The following is a 22,064-nucleotide window of genomic DNA, read 5'->3' as shown; positions in this document are numbered from 1 at the left end:
TTATGTTAGACAGACTGGTCAATGGGATTGAGAGTTTTCTCTTTCGCAATCGTATCGGAGTGATACTGCTGTTTGCGCTGACCACGGTATTTCTGGGCTTTCAGGCCAGTCAGCTGAAAATGGATGCGGCATTTGTTAAAAACATTCCGCTGCATCACCCCTATATGCAGACCTACCTCAAACACCAGAAGCAGTTTGGCGGCGCCAACTCCATCATGGTGGCGGTAGAAGACAGCAGCGGTAATATTTTCAATCCGGCGTTTTTCGACACCCTGAAGAATGTGCATGATCAACTGTTCTTTATTCCCGGGGTAGAGCGCTCTCAGGTGAAATCCCTGTTTTCGCCGTCGACACGTTTTACCGAAGTGGTGGAAGACGGGTTTGCCGGAGGGCCGGTGATCCCGGCGGATTTCAGCACGACAGAAGCCGGGCTTGAGCGGGTCAGAGGCAATATCGAAAAGGCCGGCATAGTCGGCCGTCTGGTGGCAGAGGACTACAGCGCTGCCATGGTGACGGCGCAGCTGATGGACTTTGATCCGCAAACCGGCGAGCCATTGGACACTTTGGCGTTTGCTGCCCAACTGGAAGAGCAGCTCAGAGGCCAGTTTGAAAAAGACGGCATCAAGATTCACATCATAGGCTTTGCCAAGATGGCCGGTGATGTGGCAGACGGGGCCAAAGGGGTACTGCTGTTTTTCCTGATAGCCATTTTGGTCACGGCCCTGATGGTGTATCTCTTCTCCCGCTCTATGGTGTTGACCCTGCTGCCTTTGGTGTGCAGCTTGATAGCCGTGGTCTGGCAGCTTGGTCTCTTGACCGTGGTGGGCTTTGGCTTGGATCCCATGTCGATTCTGGTGCCGTTTTTGGTATTTGCCATAGGTGTCAGCCACGGGGTACAGATGATCAACGCCATCCGCAAGCGGGTCGCCGATGGTCAGAGTACCAAGGTGGCGGCGGCTTCGGCGTTTCGTAGCCTCTTGGTACCGGGCGGGGTCGCCTTGCTGTCGGATACCATAGGGTTTATGACCTTGCTGGCAATCGATATCGGCATTATTCGCGAGCTGGCTATTTCCGCATCGCTTGGGGTGGCGGTGATCATCCTGACCAACCTGGTGCTCTTGCCTCTGGTGATCTCCTTCTTCCAGATAAAGGCCGCGAAAGCGGACGCTGGCACCGAGGCCAAGACAGCGGCCTTTTGGCAAAAGCTCACCTGTTTTGCTACCCCAAAATATGCTGCGGTGGTGGTAGCTGCCACTGCACTGCTTTATCTGGGCGGGTTGCAGCAAGCCGGCAAGATGCAAATCGGCGATCTTCAGGGCGGAGCACCGGCGCTGCATCAGGACTCCCGCTATAACCAGGACACCTTCTTTATTACCGATCATTTCTCTATCACCACAGACGTGATGAGTGTGATAGTGGAAGCCTATCCCGAGGCCTGTACCTATCACTCGGCGCTGGAGAAGATTGACAGGTTCGAATGGTTGGCGCGCAACACCCCAGGGGTTGAGTTTACCGCCAGTATCGCCTCGGTGGCACGCCAGGTGAATGCCGGTTTCAACGAGGGTAGCCCCAAGTGGCAGGTATTGCCCAGGAGCCCGGCGAGCCTGGCACAGTTGGTGTCACAAATTCCTACCAGCACAGGCCTGCTGAACGGCGATTGCTCTGTGATGCCTGTTTATCTGTTTCTTAAGGATCATAAGGCGGAAACCATAGAGCAGGTGGTGAACAAGGTGAAGCTGCTGGCCGCCGAAATGGACGACGACAAGCTGAGCTTTAAACTCGCTTCCGGCCCGGTCGGGGTGATGGCGGCAACCAACGAGGCCGTGGCCGAGGCGCAGCTGCCTATGATGCTGTATGTCTATGGCGCGGTGTTTATCCTCTGCCTGATAAGCTTCCGCTCACTGAAAGCCACGGTTGCAGTGATTCTGCCTCTGTATGTGGTATCGACACTGGCGCAGGCTCTGATGACCTGGCTGGATATAGGCCTGACGGTGAGCACCTTGCCGGTTATTGCCCTCGGGGTGGGTATCGGGGTGGACTATGGCATCTATATCCTGTCGACCATGGCCGTGAAACTGCGCGATGGTATGGCGGTGCAGCAGGCCTATTTCGAAGCCTTGATGGAGCGGGGCAGTGCGGTCATCTTCACTGGCCTGACCTTGGCTATTGGGGTGAGCACCTGGTTCTTCTCTGCACTTAAGTTCCAGATGGATATGGGAATTTTGCTTACCTTCATGTTTGTGGTCAACATGCTGGGGGCCATAATTATCCTGCCTGCGCTGGCGGCACTTTTCTGGCGCAAACACAGTTAGTGATGGGGGCAGGGGAAGAAGTTTCTCCTGCCCTTGCTGCATAGTTAGTCTGTTATTCCGATTACTTCTTCACCACTCCCTTCAATATCCCGTCATTGCTGGATTTGTACAGGATGTACCACTAAAATTTTGCTCGAATTATGGTGTGTTTAGTAATACACTGCGCGGCATGACCTCGGTCACAAAAAATTCAGGCCCGGGTCATTCGTCGAAGCATCCATATAATGAAAAAAGCGCTGCCATAGACGCTTAAGGAAACAGCAAAATGGCCTTGAAAGATGCAATGCCTTCAGTACTGCTTGAAAAGGTAGTCAGTTTAATCCACTCCAAAGTCCCTAAAGCACAAGCAAATCAGGTGGAACAGTTCGCCACCTGCCTCTACGCTCACATGTCCAAGGACGATCTCCTGGCCCGTAACGATAGCGATCTCTACGGTGCCGTCCTGAGTCTTTGGAATGCCCTGAACAGCACGCCTTGTGGGGAAACTCACTTAAGGGTATTTAACCCAAGCCAGGCCAAGCATGGCTGGCAATCAACCCACTCCATCATAGAAGTTGTGCAGCCCGATATGCCCTTCCTGGTGGATTCTGTGGGTATGGCCCTCAACCGTTTGGGGATCACAGCTCATATGATGTTGCATACGCCACTGGCCATTGAGCGCCAGGGCACAGACATCAAGCGGGTCAGCTTTGTTAACGACAGCAAGGAAGACAGCGACAAGGTGGCGGTATTCCTGATCGAAATCGACCGCCAAAGCAGCGACAAGGACATAAAACAACTCGAAAAAGAGATAGAGTCCGTGCTCGGTGATGTCGCCGCCGCCGTCAATGACTGGCGCGCCATGTCCGACAAGCTGGCAGAAGTGGCTGAAGAGCTGCCAAAGCGCCCATTCCCCGGTGAGAAAGCCGAACTTGAAGAAGCGACTCGCTTCCTTAACTATTTGAACAACCATCATTTTACTCTGATGGGTTATCGTCGCTACGACCTGCGAAAAGTCGAGGGTGACGTTGAGTTGGTGCCGGATATGGCAAGCAGCCTGGGCTTGATGAACAAACCCGGCAAGGCGCAGCCAGAGCACGGTTTGATGCTGTCTTCTTTCTCTGAATCGGCTCGCCGCGAAGCGCTGGACAACAGTTTGCTGATCCTGACCAAGAGCAGTGCCAAGAGCCGGGTTCACAGACCCGCCTATGTCGACTATATCGGCGTCAAACGTTTCGATGAGGCCGGTAATGTCGTCGGTGAAGACAGATTCATCGGCCTGTATGCCTCCAATCTGTACAACCGCAGCCCGAAAGAGATCCCCCTGCTGGCCGAGAAAGTCCAGCGGGTGATGGACAAGTCAGGACTGGCACCGCGCTCCCACGACTATAAAGCGTTGATGAATATTCTGGAAAACCTGCCAAGGGACGAGATTATTCAGGCAAGCGTCGAAGAGTTGTCGCACATGGCGCATGGCGTGTTGGAGATGCAGGATAGAGATAAACTCAAGCTGTTTGTCCGTAAAGACGGTTTCGGCCGCTTCCTGTCCTGTTTGGTGTATGTCTCCAAAGACAGATACAACACCCGTCTGCGTGAAGATACTCAAAGGATCTTCGCCCAAACCTTTAACAGTAATGAAGAGGTGGAGTTTACCACTTACTTCTCCGAGTCGAGCTTGGCCCGTACCCACTACATAGTTAAAGTCGACAACAACAATAATTTGGAACTCGATGTGGCTGCCATAGAAAACAATCTGATTGAAGCCGCTCGCTCATGGGAAGATAAACTTCAGAGCGCGCTCAACAATTCACTGGGTGAAGAGCAGGGTACTCGCCTGTTTAAGCGTTATCTGACCGCATTCCCGCAGAGTTACAAAGACGATGTGCTGCCTACGTCGGCAGTGGTGGATCTGCAGCAACTGGAAGCGCTGGACGATGACCATAAGCTGGGCATGTTGTTCTATCAGCCACAGGAAGCGGCGCCCGGCAGCAACAAGGTACGTTTGAAGCTGTTCCACAAGGATGAGCCTATCCATCTGTCGGATGTGCTGCCTATGCTGGAAAACTTCGGTCTCAGGGTGATCAATGAGCGTCCCTATGAAGTGAAGAGCACAGATGGTGCAACCTTCTGGATCCTCGACTTCCTGATGACAGTACAGGGTGGCGCCACTGAAAACCTGGCAGACAGCCAAGACAGATTCCAGACTGCGCTGGCTCAGGTTTGGCAGAAAAAACTGGAAGACGACGGCTTCAACCGTATGGTGCTGGCTACCGGGCTTTCCGGCCGCGAAGTGTCAGTGCTGCGCGCTTATGCCAAGTATATGCGCCAAATAGATGCGACCTTCAGTCAGGCTTACATCGAAGAAACCTTCAGCCGTTATCCGCAGATTGCCGATTCGCTGGTGAAGATGTTTATTCGTAAGTTCAATCCCAAGCTGAAGACCCGCACGCTGGATAAGTTTATTGAGCAGATCAATCTGCGTCTCGATGACGTATCCAGCCTGGATGATGACCGTATCATTCGCCGCTATCTGGATCTTATCAACGCCACGTTGAGAACCAACTTCTATCAGCAAGATGCCGCCGGCCAGCCGAAGGATTATATCTCCTTCAAGTTTGCCCCCAACCAGATCCCTGAAATGCCCAAGCCGCTGCCGAAGTTTGAAATCTTCGTCTACAGCCCAAGGGTTGAAGGTGTGCATCTGCGTGGTGGTAAAGTGGCCCGTGGTGGTCTGCGCTGGTCTGATCGCCGCGAGGACTTCCGTACCGAAGTGCTGGGTCTGGTGAAGGCGCAACAGGTTAAGAACACAGTGATTGTGCCCGTAGGTGCCAAGGGTGGCTTTGTTTGTAAACAACTGCCGACCGAAGGCGGCCGTGAAGCTTTCTTCACCGAAGGTCAGGAATGCTACCGGATCTTTATCCGTGGTCTGCTGGATATCACAGACAATATCGTCAACGGTGACCTAGTTCCTCCTGTGGATGTGGTGCGTCACGATGAAGACGACCCTTACCTGGTGGTTGCCGCCGATAAGGGCACGGCGACCTTCTCTGACACCGCCAACGCCATTGCCATCGAATATGGCTTCTGGCTGGGTGATGCCTTCGCGTCCGGTGGTTCCAACGGTTATGACCACAAGAAGATGGGCATCACCGCCCGCGGCGCCTGGGAGTCGGTGAAACGTCACTTCCGCGAAGTAGGTATCGATTGCCAGACCACAGATTTCACCTGTGTGGGTATAGGTGACATGGCCGGTGACGTATTCGGTAACGGCATGCTCTTGTCTGAGCACACCCAACTGGTGGCGGCTTTCAACCACATGCATATCTTTATTGACCCAACGCCGGACTCAGCGACCAGCTTTGTCGAGCGTCAGCGTCTGTTTAATCTGCCTCGCTCCAGCTGGGAAGACTATAACAAGGAGCTGATCTCCAAAGGCGGTGGTATCTTTGCCCGTAGCGCAAAATCCATCAGTTTGACGCCGGAAATCAAGAAGATGCTGGCGACCGACAAGGATGCTATGACGCCGACTGAGCTGATCAAGTGCCTGCTGAAAATGCCGGTAGACCTGATCTGGAACGGCGGTATCGGTACTTATGTCAAAGCGAGCAGTGAAACCCATGCCGAAGTCGGCGATCGCGCCAACGACGGTTTGAGGGTTAACGGTGGCGAGCTTAAGGCCAAGATCATAGGTGAAGGCGGTAACCTGGGTTGTACTCAGCTCGGCCGTATCGAATACGCTGCCAATGGTGGCCGTATCAACACCGACTTTGTCGATAACGTGGGTGGTGTGGACTGTTCGGATAACGAAGTTAACATCAAAATTCTGCTCAACGCCCTGGTGGCCGAAGGCGAGATGACTCTCAAGCAGCGTAACCGCTTGCTGGAAGAGATGACAGATGAAGTCGCTCAGATAGTGCTGCAGGACTGTAAAGATCAGACCCGCACCATCTCAGTGACTCAGGTGCGCGGCGCCGAGCAGCTCAAAGAGCAGATCCGCTTTATCAACTACCTGGAAAAAGAAGGTAAGTTGGACCGGGCACTGGAATTCCTGCCTACGGAAGAGGAGCTGTCCGAGCGTCTGGCCAGCGGCCGTGGTTTGACCCGTCCTGAGCTGTCGGTATTGGTGGCTTACGCCAAGATGGTGCTCAAGGAGCAACTGCTGACACCTGTGATCACAGATGACGCCTGGTTGAGCCAACTGCTGGTGGATTACTTCCCTGGCAAGCTGCAGCAGAAGTATGCCGACAAGATGACTCAGCATCCGCTGCGCGGTGAGATCATTGCTACCTCGCTGGCCAATGAACTGGTTAACGATATGGGGCTCAATTTCGTCCAGCGTATGCAGGATGAGACAGGCGCCTCAGTTGCCGATGCCGCCATTTGTTACACTATGGCTCGTGAAGTGTTTGGTTTGGCAGATTTAACCAAAGCCATTACTGACTTGAACGGCATAGTGCCCGCGGTTGTTCAGGGCGAGATGCTGCACCAGCTGCGCCGTAACATGCGCCGTGCCTGTCGCTGGTTCCTGCGTAACCGTAGCCGCGCCATGAGCATAGAGCAGGTTGTTGCCTTCTATAAGCCGGTGTTCGACGAGCTGAAAGCCAATATCCGCTCTTATCTGGTAGCCGATGAGCTGGCGGGTATTGAAGAGGATATCGCCGCACTGGAAAAAGAAGCCGTGCCTCATGAGGTGGCCAGTCTGGTTGCCAACATGAGTACGCTGTTCTCGGCACTGGATATCGCCCAGATAGCTCAGCTGGAGTCCAAGCCGGTTTCACTGGTTGCAGAAACTTACTTCAAGTTGGGCGCCAGAATCGATCTGCACTGGTTCCTGGAGCAGATCGGTGGTCAACCGGTGGCCAACCACTGGCAGGCACTGGCCAGAGCAGCCTTCCGTGAGGAGCTGGATTGGCAGCAAAGAGCACTGACATCGGCGGTACTGCGCAGCTGTACCGACAGCTGTGAGTCCGATGCCATTATCGAACAATGGGTCGAACTCAATCAGGGTTTGCTGGAGCGCTGGTTCCACATGCTGGCTGACTTCAAGACATCGCAAACCCATGAATTTGCGAAGTTCTCAGTAGCGCTACGTGAACTGAATCTGCTGATCCTGCACTGCGAAGGGCAGAAGTAAGCTATTATAACAATAAGAGCCCTGGCAAACGCCGGGGCTTTTTTTAGGTCTAGGAGAAACCATGTTTTACAAACTCGCACAAAAAGTCATGTTTCAGATGGATCCTGAGCGCGCCCACAACTTTGCCATCAGTAGTCTCAGAACCACAGGTAACTCACCGCTGAACTGCTTTTATGCGCAGCATCTTGCCCCGGCCCCGGTCGAATTCATGGGGCTGACATTCCCTAATCCCGTCGGTTTGGCCGCCGGTATGGATAAAGACGGTGAATGTATCGATGCCTTTCATGCCATGGGATTTGGTCATATTGAAGTGGGAACTGTGACCCCAAGACCGCAACCCGGTAACGATAAACCTCGGCTTTTCCGGATTAAGCCGGCCAAGGCAATTATCAATCGCATGGGCTTTAATAATCTCGGCGTGGATAATCTGGTGGCTAATCTCAAGGCTAAAAAATCCAATGCCATGGTCGGTGTCAATATAGGTAAAAATAAAGATACACCGGTAGAGCAGGGGAAAGATGATTATCTGATCTGTATGGACAAGGTTTATGCCTATGCCGATTACATCGCGGTTAATATTTCTTCTCCCAATACACCCGGCCTGCGTGCCATGCAATATGGCGAATTATTGGACGACTTGCTGGCGAGCTTAAAAAACAAACAAACAGAACTGGCAGAAAAGCATGGCAAGTATGTACCCATAGCATTAAAAATAGCGCCGGATCTAACCGAAGAAGAGATCGAAAAGATCGCCGAGTCATTATTGAAACATAAGTTTGATGGTGCCATAGCGACCAATACCACTTTGACCCGTGATGGGGTCAGTGGCCTGGCCAACTCCAACGAGACAGGTGGCCTCAGCGGTAAGCCGCTGAACAAGTTGTCGACCAAGGTGATCAAATATCTGGCGCAGTGTTTGAAAGGTGAGATCCCGATCCTGGGGGTAGGCGGTATTAATAGCGCCGAGGATGCTCTGGATAAATTGGATGCAGGAGCAAGCATGGTGCAGATCTATTCCGGCTTTATCTATCAAGGGCCAAAATTAATTAAAGATATTGTTGACGCCTATAGATCCAAATAAGTTAAAAACACTCAAAGGGATCGCAATTGCGATCCTTTTTATTTGAATCGATCGTTTTTTGATCTAAAGGATCTGTCTAAGATATTGTTATCTCAATCTAATATCTAAAACTTTTTTTGATATTGGGTAAAATATCATCTATTATTCCGTTTGTAATAAATCACAGGTCTTATTGGATTGCGTTATGTTATTAATGCCAAACAGAGATTGGCAATGGAGATATAACGATTCGTATGGTGTCCTTAGCGTATCGTTAGGTTCGGAAATGGAATTTCTGACTCCTTATAAAGCCAAGACTTTGATACCGGATGCAATGAAAGAAGCAGAATTTAGCGTCGAGCACGCCAAGTTCTATATTGACCTGCTTGATCGTCTAACCAAATCACTGTCATTGACGGATGCACAAGTGGTTCAACTGGCATTGAATGCTACCGCTGCTCACTTTATGCAAAAACCGCAGATGCCCAAGTCATGGTTCTTCGATACCAGTGCTGTCTGTGTTTACAGTGAGCCGGGAAAGATGTTTGATCTCAAATGTCGTGGAGAGCGTGTGCTGGTGATGGTGGTTGAGACCGGGCTGCAGGCTTCTTTGGTAATGATGTTGGCCAACGAATGTCGACTCAGCGATGTCAAAACCCTGACCCGCTTTGAAACCATCAAGGTGATGCACGATCGTCTGCATCCGCTCAGGGCACAGCAGCAGATAGTTGCTGCCTGACAAAGGTTGTCAGCGAGTATGAACGGGGCCTATGGCCCCGTTTTTGGTTTGTCTTCAGCCTGAGAATGCTTGACTCAAGTGGTCAATCAAGGCCCTGAGTGCCACCGGCATATGCTCTCTTGAGCTATAGAGAGCGTAGGCCGTCATGACTCTCGGTGTCCAATCCGGCAGCAAGCGTTGCAAGCTGCCATCTTTGAGTGCCTCAGCCAGCAGATAATCGGGCAGTTGGGCGATACCGCTGCCGGCCTGAGCCGCCCTGAGTAACACTGTCGCTTCATTGGCCACCAGTTGGCAGTTGACCGCCACAGATTCGTTCTGCTCTCCCTTGGAAAGATGCCAAAGATTGCGATTGAAATGGCGGTAGCCAAGGCACAGGTGTTGGCGAAGATCCCTGGGGTGCTGCGGCGCCGAATACTGTTTGAGGTATTCAGGAGAAGCCACCAGCTGCGAATTCACCTTGATAAGCGGCTTGCCAATCAACAAGGGATCCGGGCTTGAAGCAATACGGATCACCAGATCGACCCTTTCCGCCACCAGATCCACAGCGCGATCGCTCACATCCAACTCGATTTCCACCCCGGGATTAAGCCTGATGAATTGCGCGAGGCTCGCTGCCAGTCGTGCGTGTGCGAACGACATGCTACTGCTTATTCTCAGTTTGCCGGTCAATTGTCTGCGTCTCTCGCTTAGGCTGATTTCCAGTGCCTCACGGGTCGAGAGTAACTGGCGACAATATGTCAGGCACTGATTCCCGGCATCTGTAAGGGTTACACTGCGGGTGGTGCGATTGAGTAATCTGGCGCCCAACCAATCCTCAAGCGCCTTGATATGGCGGGTTACCATGGCGCGCGACATCTCAAGCCGCTCGGCGGTAGCGGTAAAGCTGCCACTGGCGGCCAGATCCACAAAGACTTCGGCGGCGGTTAATCTGTCCATCTGCGATTACTTGTCCGGATTATGCAACAATATTGCGCAATTTTAGCCGTATATCTGCATTAATTGAAATCATAAACTGGCCAACGTTGAAATTCACCGGAGTAAAACCATGCTTAAATCACTCATATTGGCTGCCAGTTTAGTGTTGCCATTTTCTTTACACGCCGAATCGGACGCCCTCGACTTCAAAGTCTATAACGCCGACGGTAACAGCTTTCATGTCAATGCCACCCTGATAAGCGGTGACAAGGAAGCCATTTTGGTCGACACAGGCTTCACCCGCGCCGATGCCTTGCGACTGGCCGCCGAGGTTCTGGACAGTGGCAAGCAGTTGACCACTGTATTCGTCAGCCAGGCGGATCCTGACTATTACTTCGGGGTTGCCACACTCAAGCAGTTTTTCCCTAAAGCAAAATACCTGACGACCCCGGCAGTGCATGCACAAATTTCGGCCAAGCTGGAAGACAAGCTGAGCTTTTGGATCCCCAGAATGGGTAGCAATGCCCCCCTCAAGGCGCAGCTGCCAGAGATATTTAAAGGCCGTCAATTAATGCTTGAAGGCAAGGCGATTGAGATAAAAGGTGACCAGGGAATGCTGGCTGACAGGCCATACCTCTGGGTACCTTCGAGTAAAACCATTCTCGGCAATGTGGCCGTCTCCGGAGGCTTGCACCTGTGGATGGCTGATAGTCAGAGCCAGAGTGAGCGAGCGGCCTGGAAGGCGCAGCTTGCGGAAATGGAGGCGCTTAAACCTGCCAAGGTGATCCCCGGGCACATGTTGTCTGAATCTTTTCTCGAGCAGGACAATATTGCCGCGACACTCAAGTACCTGCAGGATTTCGAACAAGCCGAAGCCGACACGCAAACCAGCGCTGAGCTTATTGACACCATGCAGCGTCTGTACCCGAATGCCGGGCTTGCAATGGCATTGGAGATAGGTGCCAAGGTCAGCAAGGGCGAGATGAAATGGTGAGGCTGCACTACTTTTTTGACCCCTTGTGCGGCTGGTGCCATGGTGCGGCGCCCCTCATTCATGCCTTGAGTGCCAGACTCCCGATATTATTGCATGCCGGCGGCCTGATGGAGGCAACAAGAATAACGCCGGGGCTCAGGCAACATATCCTCAGCCACGACAGCAAAATTGCCAAGCTGACCGGGCAGCCCTTTGGCGACGATTACACTCAGGGTTTGCTTCAATGTCCTGACGCCGTGTTGGACTCGGGACCGGCCATTGCCGCCATCCTGCTGGCCGAAAAGGTGGCGGGGCAGGGATTGGCGCTGCTGGAGATATTGCAGCGTGGTCATTATGTTCAGGGTTTAAGGCTTGCCGAGCCTGAAGTGTTACTGCAACTGCTGAAGGAGCTGCCGAGTCTCCAGGCACTGGGGCGCGAGAAATTGGCTAGCGATCTGACGGCGGTTATGGAAGTAAACTCAGCCGGGCAGATATCGCCGCTGGCGAGCCATATCGCCCAGAGCCGGGCCATGATGGCAAAGCTTGGATTGGCAGGCTTTCCGTCGCTGGTTCTGGAAAGCGAAATCGGTGAGTGGCACCCTGTGCCTTTGAACCGCTTCTACGGCCAGACAGAGGCAATGCTGGGTTGGTTTGACTCAAGTTTTGCCAAACAGCTCTCTGGGATTGACGCCAAGAGAGATAATCCGAAAGCCGCGCCAAGCGCTCCGGCGGCTTGTATCCTGGGAGGCGGCTGCGATTAAGCTTTCCGCATGGATTAGAGAGGGCTTAAAGGCGTTGAAAGGGGCTGCAATCTTAGTCTTGGCTTGAGTAGAAGCAGTGTAAGATTGCGATAAAAGCTGACAGCAGAAGGGGATGAATACCTATTAGCTGCATTCATCCTCTTCTCTTTTTGCCTTTGTTCGTTGGTACTGTGCCACTGCCTTATGTTGGCTTTGCTTTAATCCTGTGCCGCTTTGGCCTGGGTGTGGCGTTTGGCCAGGTTGGCATGGATATCATCGAGGGACAGTTGCTGATCTTCCAGCAGTACCAAGAGGTGATAGAGGAGATCCGAGGCTTCATTCACCAACTCTTCGCGATCATGAGTGGCCGCCGCCAGCGCGGTTTCCAATCCCTCTTCGCCCACCTTCTGGGCAATGCGCTTGGTACCACGCTGAAACAGCGAAGCTGTGTAGCTCTCGTTGGGGTCTTCTTCCTTTCGGGAGGCGATAAGGCTTTGCAGGCGATTGATAAAGGGGTGCACTTCGCCGCAGGCCGGATTATCCCAGCAGCTGTCAGTCCCCTTGTGGCAGGTGGGACCTATGGGGTTGGCCTGCAGCAGCAGGCTGTCGTTGTCACAGTCCACTCCTATGCTGACCAATTGCAGCAGATTGCCTGAGCTCTCGCCCTTGGTCCACAGCCGCTGTTTGCTGCGGCTGTAAAAGGTCACCAGGCCTTTGCTCAGGGTGACATCCAGGGCTTCGCGGTTCATATAACCCAGCATCAATACCTTGCCACTGTGAAAGTCCTGTACTACGGCCGGCAGTAATCCCTGTTGTTTATCCCAGTCCAACTGTTTGAGCCAGTCGGCATTGTTTGTCTCGGTTGTCATATCAAATACCTGTATTGGGTTGTGGGGCATTAAGGAAGGTGCGAACAAGTCCCATGTGTGCTCTGCGCCGGCTTACGGGCTTGGATGCAAGGCGTGGTTCGTAGCAAATGGTCCTAGTTCTTTGCAAGAAGCCTTCCTTAGCTGCGAATGGCGACGCCACTTTGCTTGAGAAATGCTTTCAGCGCCTGGATCTCTATGATCCCCTTGTGAAATACGCTGGCGGCCAAAGCGGCATCGACCTTGGCCTTGGCGAAGACCTCGAGAAAGTGCGCCATGGTGCCGGCACCGCCGGAGGCGATAAGCGGCACATCACAGACGGCTCTCACTTTGGCGAGCTGCTCGATATCATAACCCTGTCGCACCCCATCCTGGTTCATCACATTGAGGACGATTTCGCCGCAGCCCTGGCGCTGCACCTCTTCGACCCAATCCAAGGTGTGCCATTGAGTGTCGCGGGTCGCCGCTTCATCGCCGGTAAACTGTTTCACCTTATAGCTGTTGTCATTGGCATCGAAGAAAGAGTCTATACCCACCACTATGCACTGGCGGCCGAATTCATCCTGCAGCCTGCGAATAAGGCTGGGATCCGACAGTGCCGGTGAATTGATGGAGATCTTGTCGGCACCGAATGCCAGCAGCTCGCGTGCCTGGGCCAGGGTCTTGATGCCACCGGCCACGCAGAAGGGTATGTCTATCTGCTGCGCCACCCGGCTGACCCAGGACTTATCCACCACCCGCGAGTGGGCGCTGGCGGTGATATCATAGAACACCAGTTCATCGGCGCCTTCGGTAGCATATCTGGCCGCCAGCGGCACGATGTCACCTATGGTTTCGTGGTTACGAAACTGCACGCCTTTGACCACCTTACCGTCCCGTACATCGAGACAAGGGACTATACGTTTTGCCAGCATGCGATCGCCTCCTCTACGCTGAATTCACCGGTGAGCAAGGCCTTGCCGATAATCAGGCCGCTGGCGCCGGAATCCCTGACCGCGGCCACATCATCCAGACTGGCGATACCGCCGGAGGCCTGCCAGGCGATATCGGGAAAGGTCTGCGCCAACTCGCGGTACAGGGCTGTGTTGGCGCCCGTCATGGTGCCATCACGACTGATGTCGGTGACCAGGGCATGTTTAAGGCCCAAAGGGGCAAACAGGGCCACCAGAGATTCCAGGGTTTTGCCACCGCCACTCTGCCAGCCGTGAACCGCCACTATTTTCTCGCCCGCGGCATTGATATTGACATCCAGCGCCAGACAGATGGCATCCGGGCCGTATTGCTCGAGCCAGGCGCCAACCAGTTTGGGTTCACGCACCGCCAATGAACCTATCACTACCCGGGAAACCCCGGCCTTGAACAGTTCATCGAGCTGACGCTGACTGCGCACGCCGCCGCCCACTTGCAGTGGTGTATCCAGGGCGGCCGCGAGTGACGCTATCAGGCTGCTCTGGCAGCGCTCAGGGTCTTTGGCGCCGGTCAAGTCCACCAGGTGCAAGAGTGAAGCGCCCTGGGCTTGATAAGCGAGCAGTTGAGCCTCAGGTTGCAGGTTGAAGCGGGTCTCCTGTTGGTAATCGCCCTGAAACAGGCGCACTACCTGACCTTCTATAAGATCGATTGCCGGTATAATCATGCTGCAGCTCCGTTAAAATCATCCTGGGTCAGAGTGAGAAAGTTAGCCAGGATAAGGCTGCCGATAGCGGCGCTCTTTTCCGGGTGAAACTGCACTCCCATAAAGTTGTCTTTGGCAATGGCGGCGCTGAAACGCTCGCCGTAACAGCATTCGGCTATGGTGGCCGCCGAAGGCGCGGCGCAAAAGGAATGGACGAAATAGCAGTAGCTGCCTTCATCGATACCGGTAAACAGCGGGTGTGCCTGGCCGTTGGCATCAAGTACGGGGCTCAGTTGATCCCAGCCCATATGTGGACTGGGCAACCCCTTGCAGTCGAGCTGGCGTATAGTGCCCGGGATCAGCCCAAGACACAGGCATTCATCGGCATCCTCGCCACTTTCCTGCGAGCTGTCACACATGAGCTGCATACCGAGACACACTCCCAGCACCGGCTGTTTCAGCGCCTTGATAACAGGAATTAACTGCTTTTCAGTGAGCGCCGCCATGGCGGCTCTGGCTGTGCCCACGCCGGGAAGTACCACTCTTTCGGCGCTGCGGATAGCCTCGGCATCATCACTGATACAGACGTCGGCGCCGAGGCGCTCGAAGGCGTATTTCACCGAGCTCAAGTTGGCGCAGCCGGTATCAATTATCACTGTCTTGGCGACGGCTTGGGTCATTACAACACTCCCTTACTGGAAGGCAAGGCATCGCCTTCAACCTTGATGGCCTGACGCAGAGTGCGCCCCAGTACCTTGAACAGCGCCTCTACCTTGTGGTGGTCGTTATCGCCCTCGCAGCCAAGGTGCAGAGTGCAGCGCAGGCCGTCGGCAAAGGAGCGAAAGAAGTGCGCTACCATCTCTGTGGCCAGCTCCCCGACTTTTTCCCGCTCAAATACGGCGTTGAACTTGAGGAAGGGACGACCGGAGAGATCCAGCAGGCAGTCGCCGCGGGCTTCATCCATGGGCAGGGAAAAGCCGAAACGGGCAATACCGCGTTTATCACCCAGCGCCTGACGCAAAGCATCGCCCAGCGCCAGCGCGGTATCTTCCACACTGTGGTGATCGTCTATCTCCAGATCGCCGTCAACCTTGACTGCCAGTTTGAAATTGCCGTGGGTGGCAATTTGATCCAGCATGTGATCGAAAAAGCCTATGCCGGTATCTATTTCACTGCTGCCGACGCGGTCGAGATCCACCTCGACCCGAATGTCGGTCTCTTTGGTGGTGCGTATCACAGTTGCCTGGCGACCCCGGCTCAAGAGCGCATCACAGATATCGCCCCAGTTGAGCTTTTCCCTGTCATAGCGATAGCCGCTCAAGCCCATGGCCTCGGCCAGAGCAATATCGGTTTCCCGATCACCAATAACTGCCGAGCGGGTGAAATCCACCAGGCCCTGGGTCAGAAACTCTTTTACCAACCCGAGTTTGGGTTTGCGGCAACTGCAGTTTTCATCGTTGAAGTGAGGGCAAATCAACACCTCGCTGAAGTTGACCCCCTGGCTTGAAAAAATCTGCATCATCAGATTGTGGGGCGCATCGAAGTCTTCTTTCGGGAAGGAGGGGGTGCCCAGGCCATCCTGATTGGAGACCATCACCAAGCGGTAACCGGCGCTTTGCAGTTTGAGCAGCGCCGGAATAACGCCGGGTTCAAACACCAGCTTATCCAATCTGTCCACCTGTTTGTCGGTTTGCGGCTCTTCAATAAGGGTGCCGTCGCGATCGATAAAGAGTATTTTCTGGCTCATTGATGTTTCCTTGTGCCGGCCGCTGCCGGGCTGATTATTATCGTTATTGCACCTGGCTCAGGGCGGCGAGCAGCCGCTCGGTATCTGAGTCATCGCTGAAACTGAAACGTATGGCGTCTACAAGACGCGGATCCCGGTAGCTGCGGGCGACTATGCCAAAACGCTGCAACTGCTCACGCATCTTGGGGGCATCGGCGAAATACGCCAGCAGATAGTTACCGCCACTTGGCAGTACCCGGGCACCGAGTCTTTCCAGCGCCGCAGTCACTCTTTGCCCCTGGGTCTTGAGCAGCGCCACATCGGCCTGCATTCTGGCTATGCCCTCAGGGCTTAATGCCGCAGCCGCCAAGCGTGCCACAGGAACAGGTACCGGGTAGGGGGCCAGCACCTGTTTTACCATCTCGATAATGCCTTCATTGGCCAGCATAAAGCCGCAGCGGGCTCCGGCCAGGGCAAACGCCTTGGAGAGGGTGCGCAGCACGACCAGGTTGGGATACTCCTTGAGCAAAGAGGCGGCGCTCAGCTCGGGACTGAATTCAATATAGGCTTCATCCACTACCACTAGCGTGTCTGGCATGGCCTCGAGCACCCGCAGAATTTCATCCCGGCTTACCCAGGTGCCAGTGGGGTTGTTGGGGTTGCAGATAAACAGCAGTTTGGCGCCTTGAGCCTGGGTTAACGCTTTGGGCAACTGAAAGTTATCATCCAACGACAGCGCCTTGACCTCGACATTGAAGGTCGCGGCGCTGATGGCGTACATGCCGTAGGTGGGGCCAAAGAGAGCGATACTGTCTGCCCCCGGGGTGCAAAAGGTGCGGATCAGCAACTCTATCGCTTCATCGGCGCCGCGGCTGCAGATGAGCTGCAAATCTGAGACTCCGGCATAGGCGGCATAGGCGGCTATCACCTCTGGCGGCTGGCACTCGGGGTAGCGATTGACCCGGTCGATATCCGTGTGGTTGAAGGGGGATTCGTTGGCGTTGATCCAGACTTCCCCTTGGCCGCCAAGGCGCCTGGCGCTTTGATAGGGCTCGAGCGCCAAAAGCTCGGGGCGGGCCAGAGCGGCGGCCAGCTCGCGGCTTTGGCGGGTAACGGCTGCAGTGCTGTTCTTTGGATCCTCTGTGGGGGTATTGATGGCTGCAGGCATGGCTTTTATTCCTCCATACTCGCGGACGGCGCGCGCGATGATGAAACACTCTCGGATAAAGCACTTGGGGATGAAACACTCTCGGTTGAAGCTTCTGCTCCGGATACCCCAAGAGAGGCCAGACGCAGGGCAACGGCATTGCTGTGAGCGTCAAGTTGCTCTGCCTGGGCCAGGGTCATTACCGAGGGCCCCAAGGCGCACAGACCTTCGGCGCTCAGCTCCTGCACGGTAAAGCGGCGGCAGAAATCTGCCAGTGACAGGCTGGATACCGAGCGGCTGTAGCCGTAAGTGGGCAGCACATGGTTGGTGCCGCTGGCGTAATCACCCACAGATTCCGGGGTATAAGGGCCGAGAAACACAGAGCCGGCAGCGCGAATTTGTGCCAGCAGCGCTCTTGGGCTGCGGGTCTGGATGATCAGGTGCTCGGGGCCATAGCGGTTGGAAACGGCTGCGGCTTTATCCAGTGAATCGAGCAGTAAAATACGGCTTTCGGCCAATGCCTGGCGGGCAATATCGGCGCGGGGCAGGGACGCAAGCTGCTTGTCCAGCTCTTGGATGACGGCTTTTGCCAGCGATTCACAGCTAGAGAGCAATATCACCTGAGAGTCGGGACCGTGCTCGGCCTGTGACAGGAGATCGGCCGCCACAAAGGCTGGACTCGCAGTCTCATCGGCGATGACCAGCACTTCGGATGGCCCCGCCGGCATGTCGATACTGACCCGCGCCCTGGGATCCTGGGACAACTGGCGCTTGGCTTCGGTGACGTAACGGTTGCCGGGGCCAAATATCTTGTCCACCGGTGCTATGGTTTCCGTGCCCAATGCCAGCGCGGCAATGGCCTGGGCGCCACCGGATTGGTAAATCTCTTCGATGCCGCATTCGCTGGCGGCGTAGATGATGGCGCTGTCTATCGGAGCCGGGCTTATCAAGACCCGGCGGCGACAACCTGCGATTCGGGCCGGCAGCGCCAGCATCAACACAGTGGAGATCAGCGGCGCGCTGCCGCCCGGTATGTAGAGGCCGACGCTGTCTATGGGCTCACTTCGGAGCTCACAGCGCACTCCGGCCTGGGTATTGATATCCAAAGCCTGGGGTTGCTGCGCGCTGTGGAACACATCTATGTTGGCCATGGCGGTCTTGATGGCGTCTTTGAGCTCAGGGCTAACGTCCTGGGCAGCGGCCTTTATTTGCGCCTGACTGAGGGCGATATTCTCAAGGGGGATATTATCAAAGCGCTCGCTGTACTCCCTGAGGGCTTGGTCCCCCTTGGCGGCGACGGCCTCAATGATCTCGCCGACGCTCTGCTCGAGCACTTTGCTGCTTACCAAGGAGGAGCGCTGGAGCGCGGCGGCCTGCTCGCTTTCGCTCAGTTTGTCCCATACCAGATACTGCATGCTTCACCCCATCATCTTTTCAATTGGCATTACCAGAATCGAGCTGGCACCGAGCTTGGTCAGCTCTTCCATTGTGTCCCAGAACAGATCTTCTGTGCTGACCGCGTGGATGGCGACCCGGTTGCTGTCATCGTTGAGCGGCAACACAGTGGGGTTCTCGGCGCCGGGCAGTAGGGCAACAATCTGCTCCAGGGTTTCAGTGGGAGCGTGCAGCAGGATATATTTGCTTTCCCGGGCGCGGATGACGCCGTTGACCCGGCTCATCAGCTTGTCGATCAAGGCCTGTTTGGCCGGGGTTTGGGTTTGCTGTGATTGGATGACACAGGCCATAGAGCGGAAGATAACTTCGGTCTCGTACAAGCCATTGGCTTCCAAAGTGGCGCCGGTGGAAACCAGATCGCAGATCCCGTCGGCGAGTCCGGCACGGGGGGCGACTTCTACCGAACCCTTGAGCATACAGTCGCGATAACTTATGCCTTTATTTTGCATAAAACGGCGAAGCAGGTTGGGGTAGGAAGTGGCAATTCGCAAGCCTTCCAGTGAGGCGGCGTCCTGATAAGGGAACTCACTGGGTACCGCCAGCGACAGACGGCAGGCGCCGAAGTCCAGTTGTCTGAGTTTGTTGCAGGCCGAAGGTTTGCCCAGTGTCTGCCGTTCTATCTGCTCCTCTTCCAGCACATTCTCGCCAATGATCCCCAAATCGACCACGCCATCCATGACCAGGCCGGGAATGTCGTCATCACGCACCCGCAGCAGATCCAGTGGCATATTGTCGGCGTGGGCTATCAGACGCTGTTCGTTAACGGTGAATTTTACGCCGCAGTTTTTCAGCAGTTGTTGTGATTCTTTCGAAAGCCGGCCCGATTTCTGGATGGCGATGCGCAGTCGATTTGAAGTCATAGTGGTCATTCCTGTTGGTCAATTCAATCTTGGTTAAAAACTCAAATCCGGAAACGAAAAACCCCCGGAATTCCTTCCAGGGGTTTTCAGATCTTATGAATCAACCGCCAGAAGGAATGAACCTTCGGCAGTCAGCTCCGAAGGCTACCGCTCGTGGTGGTGATGGTGGATAGCGTTGCGAAGCTGTGTCATGTAATAAATCCTGTGATTTCACGCTGTAATTTGGCAGCGCATAAACATTCAATTCTGAGCCGATTCGGCTGGTGTGTTTTTAAGCTAATCCCTTTGGCTGGAATTTGCAACACCCAAAATCAAAAAATGTCTGCTGCTTGAAAAGGATTCATCAAGCGGCCCGCTTGGGCATAAGTTTGCGAATCGTTAGCTAAAGAGTTGGTGTAAGTGGCTATGTTAACTATGTCAGCTATGTCAATGCCAACTCTGTCAACTATGCCAACTCTGTCGGGTAGAGCGGCTTGGCGATAAGGTTTGTCCCTTGTATCCGTCACTCAAATAGCGATAATGCACGCCATACCCCAGGGCAAAATGGAGCACAATGCGTAATCGACTCGTCAGCGAAACGGCACTGGCCTTTGCCCCGGGCGGCCCTTTGGCCACCAATATCAGGGGCTTCAAGCCTAGAGAGCAACAACTGGAGATGGCCCGCGAAGTGGCCCAGTTACTCCATGGCTCAAGCGGCGCTGCAGTGCCTTTGGTGCTCGAAGCCGGCACCGGGGTTGGCAAGACCTTCGGTTATCTGATCCCGGCGCTGCTCTCCGGCAAGCAGGTGATTGTCTCCACCGGCTCAAAGAACCTGCAAGAACAGCTATTCTATAAAGATCTGCCGGCCTTGCTGCAGATGCTGGATCTGCAAGTTCGGGTGGCGCTGCTCAAAGGGCGCAACAATTATCTGTGTCAGTTGTTGCTGGAGCAGCAGTTGGATGGGGCCCAGAGCCGCAGCCCGGAAGTGCTCGATGATCTGCTCAGGATAAATCAATGGGCCGCGGCCAGCACAGATGGCGATCTCGGCACTCTGGCTACGGTTTCCGAACAGTCGCCGGCACTGGCGCTGGTGGCTTCTTCGAAAGAGCGCTGCACCGGCAAGCGCTGCGCCTTCTATGACAGCTGTTTTACCCGCAAGGCCAGACAGAAGAGCCTGGAAGCCAGGATTATCGTGGTTAACCATCATCTGTTTTTTGCCGACAGGATCCTCAAGGATACCGGCTTTGCCGAGTTGTTGCCCGATGCCGATGCGGTGATTTTCGATGAGGCTCACCTGCTCGCCGATATTGCCGTAACCTACTTTGGTCGCCAGCTGTCGCTCGCGGCCATGCAGCGAGTGCTTGAGCGGGTGGAAACGGTATATCAACAGGAACTCAGGGATACTTCACAACTGAGCGATCTCGCCAGGCGCTGCGGCTCTCGCCTGGCGGATTGGGCGCAGATGACCCAGGCGTCCGGGCAAAGCGACTGGCGCCCCTTGTTGGCCGATAAAGAACTTGCGAGGCAATGCTGGCAGCTGCTCGAAGAGTTTCGGGCGCTGGAGCGGGTAATGCTGGCCAATATCGGTCGCAGTGATGAACTGGATGATTGCCTGGAAAAATGGCTAGATTACTGTGTGCAGCTGGAGCAGTTTTTCAACTGTGAAGACCAAAGTGCGGCTTACAGCATAGAGCAGGGCAGTCGCCTGCCGACGCTGAGAATGGCGCCTATTGATGTTGCCAAGGCGTGTCAGGCGCTGTTTGAGGTGCAAACCCGATGGCTATTTACCTCGGCAACGCTACAGGTGAATCGCAGCCTGAACCATTTTTGCCGGACATTAGGGCTTAAGGGGGCCAGGGAGCTTATTCTGGACAGCCCCTTTGACTATCGGCGCCAGGCTATTTTGTGTGTTCCCAGGGAGCTTGGGGATGTGCGCTCTGAAGGGGATTATCAGTTTCGGCGCCTGCTTGAGGTGTGTGAGCAGGCGATTAATGCGGCCAAGGGCCGAACCTTTATTTTGTTTACCAGTCACAGGATGCTCCAACGGGTGGCGCAGGCGCTTCATGGTCGCAGCCGCTATCCACTCCTGGTGCAAGGCAGCGCCGGCAAGCAGACTCTGCTGAAAAAGTTTCGTCAGCTGGGTAATGCCGTGCTGCTGGGCACTGGCAGTTTTTGGGAAGGCGTGGATGTGCGCGGCAAGTTACTCTCTTGCGTGATAATCGACAAACTGCCCTTTGTGTCTCCGGACGATAATCTCTATCGCGCCAGAGCCGCAGAGATCAGTAAGCGACAGGGTGACCCCTTTATGGAGTTGGCCTTGCCCCAGGCTGTGATAGCACTCAAGCAGGGTGTTGGGCGGCTCATTCGTGACGAGAGCGACCGCGGTGTGCTAATTCTCTGTGATAATCGCATCGTCAATCGCAGTTATGGTCAGGCATTTCTCAACTCCTTGCCGCCCATGTACAGGACCCGCGATTTGCAATCTGCCTTGTCTTTTCTTGAAAGAATAGATTGATTAAAAACAGTTGGATACTGTATTTGAGAGTATTAATTCAATTTTTGGAACA

General features: G+C 54.5%; 16 protein-coding genes. 7 read left to right on the top strand and 9 right to left on the bottom strand.

Going from position 1 to position 22,064, the window contains the following annotated elements; all coding sequences use genetic code 11:
• The first annotated feature begins 2 nt into the window (after positions 1-2).
• The 4 genes from ON072_RS13070 (at position 3) to ON072_RS13055 (ending at position 9,224) form a co-directional block, all read left to right on the top strand.
• The gene (locus tag ON072_RS13070) at positions 3-2,312 is read left to right on the top strand and encodes an efflux RND transporter permease subunit (RefSeq protein ID WP_062793773.1); all 2,310 of its coding nucleotides are present in this window, start codon (positions 3-5) and stop codon (positions 2,310-2,312) included.
• 265 nt (positions 2,313-2,577) lie between these two features.
• On the top strand, positions 2,578-7,425 hold the full coding sequence (locus ON072_RS13065) for an NAD-glutamate dehydrogenase (RefSeq protein ID WP_071237462.1): 4,848 nt from the start codon (positions 2,578-2,580) through the stop codon (positions 7,423-7,425).
• 61 nt (positions 7,426-7,486) lie between these two features.
• Positions 7,487-8,506, top strand: a complete 1,020-nt coding sequence (gene pyrD, locus ON072_RS13060; RefSeq protein ID WP_144220619.1) for a quinone-dependent dihydroorotate dehydrogenase — start codon at positions 7,487-7,489, stop codon at positions 8,504-8,506.
• 184 nt (positions 8,507-8,690) lie between these two features.
• Positions 8,691-9,224 carry a cell division protein ZapC gene (locus ON072_RS13055; protein ID WP_025011151.1) on the top strand — a complete coding sequence of 178 codons (534 nt, stop codon included), beginning with the start codon at positions 8,691-8,693 and terminating at the stop codon, positions 9,222-9,224.
• A 54-nt stretch (positions 9,225-9,278) separates the two neighbouring features.
• On the opposite strand, the gene ON072_RS13050 is transcribed toward ON072_RS13055, so the two are convergent.
• A complete protein-coding gene (locus ON072_RS13050; protein ID WP_025887725.1) occupies positions 9,279-10,160 on the bottom strand; it encodes a LysR family transcriptional regulator in 882 nt (293 codons plus the stop codon).
• 109 nt (positions 10,161-10,269) lie between these two features.
• On the opposite strand from ON072_RS13050, the gene ON072_RS13045 reads away from it, so the two are divergent.
• A complete protein-coding gene (locus tag ON072_RS13045; RefSeq protein WP_208159876.1) occupies positions 10,270-11,133 on the top strand; it encodes an MBL fold metallo-hydrolase in 864 nt (287 codons plus the stop codon).
• Complete coding sequence (locus tag ON072_RS13040) at positions 11,127-11,873, top strand: DsbA family protein (RefSeq protein ID WP_208159875.1); 747 nt, start codon at positions 11,127-11,129, stop codon at positions 11,871-11,873. The genes ON072_RS13045 and ON072_RS13040 overlap by 7 nt, the downstream gene beginning before the upstream one ends.
• Before the next feature lie 197 nt (positions 11,874-12,070).
• Here the strand turns inward: ON072_RS13040 and hisIE are convergent, their stop codons facing one another.
• From hisIE to hisG, 8 genes are all read right to left on the bottom strand, one after another.
• Complete coding sequence (gene hisIE, locus ON072_RS13035; protein WP_025887726.1) at positions 12,071-12,721, bottom strand: bifunctional phosphoribosyl-AMP cyclohydrolase/phosphoribosyl-ATP diphosphatase HisIE; 651 nt, start codon at positions 12,719-12,721, stop codon at positions 12,071-12,073.
• Between the two features lie 137 nt (positions 12,722-12,858).
• A complete protein-coding gene (gene hisF / locus ON072_RS13030; protein ID WP_107004905.1) occupies positions 12,859-13,632 on the bottom strand; it encodes an imidazole glycerol phosphate synthase subunit HisF in 774 nt (257 codons plus the stop codon).
• A complete protein-coding gene (gene hisA / locus ON072_RS13025; protein ID WP_144167616.1) occupies positions 13,614-14,351 on the bottom strand; it encodes a 1-(5-phosphoribosyl)-5-[(5-phosphoribosylamino)methylideneamino]imidazole-4-carboxamide isomerase in 738 nt (245 codons plus the stop codon). The genes hisF and hisA overlap by 19 nt, the downstream gene beginning before the upstream one ends.
• The gene (hisH, locus tag ON072_RS13020; protein WP_261752611.1) at positions 14,348-15,010 is read right to left on the bottom strand and encodes an imidazole glycerol phosphate synthase subunit HisH; all 663 of its coding nucleotides are present in this window, start codon (positions 15,008-15,010) and stop codon (positions 14,348-14,350) included. Before hisH ends, hisA begins: the two co-directional genes overlap by 4 nt.
• The gene (gene hisB, locus ON072_RS13015) at positions 15,010-16,077 is read right to left on the bottom strand and encodes a bifunctional histidinol-phosphatase/imidazoleglycerol-phosphate dehydratase HisB (RefSeq protein WP_261752610.1); all 1,068 of its coding nucleotides are present in this window, start codon (positions 16,075-16,077) and stop codon (positions 15,010-15,012) included. The genes hisH and hisB overlap by 1 nt, the downstream gene beginning before the upstream one ends.
• A gap of 43 nt (positions 16,078-16,120) precedes the next feature.
• On the bottom strand, positions 16,121-17,224 hold the full coding sequence (hisC, locus tag ON072_RS13010) for a histidinol-phosphate transaminase (RefSeq protein WP_261752609.1): 1,104 nt from the start codon (positions 17,222-17,224) through the stop codon (positions 16,121-16,123).
• A gap of 5 nt (positions 17,225-17,229) precedes the next feature.
• Complete coding sequence (hisD, locus tag ON072_RS13005; RefSeq protein WP_261752608.1) at positions 17,230-18,618, bottom strand: histidinol dehydrogenase; 1,389 nt, start codon at positions 18,616-18,618, stop codon at positions 17,230-17,232.
• A gap of 3 nt (positions 18,619-18,621) precedes the next feature.
• Positions 18,622-19,518 carry an ATP phosphoribosyltransferase gene (gene hisG / locus ON072_RS13000; RefSeq protein ID WP_025011635.1) on the bottom strand — a complete coding sequence of 299 codons (897 nt, stop codon included), beginning with the start codon at positions 19,516-19,518 and terminating at the stop codon, positions 18,622-18,624.
• A 553-nt stretch (positions 19,519-20,071) separates the two neighbouring features.
• Between hisG and ON072_RS12995 the strand changes: the two genes are divergently transcribed.
• Positions 20,072-22,012: an ATP-dependent DNA helicase gene (locus ON072_RS12995; protein WP_261752605.1), complete on the top strand. Its 1,941-nt coding sequence runs from the start codon at positions 20,072-20,074 to the stop codon at positions 22,010-22,012.
• The last annotated feature ends 52 nt before the right edge of the window (positions 22,013-22,064 follow it).

The sequence above is a fragment of the Shewanella sp. K8 genome (assembly GCF_028823715.1).
GTDB lineage: Bacteria > Pseudomonadota > Gammaproteobacteria > Enterobacterales > Shewanellaceae > Shewanella > Shewanella algae.
Note: the sequence above shows the minus strand (reverse complement) of the source record. Positions and strands in the feature narration are given on the sequence as shown.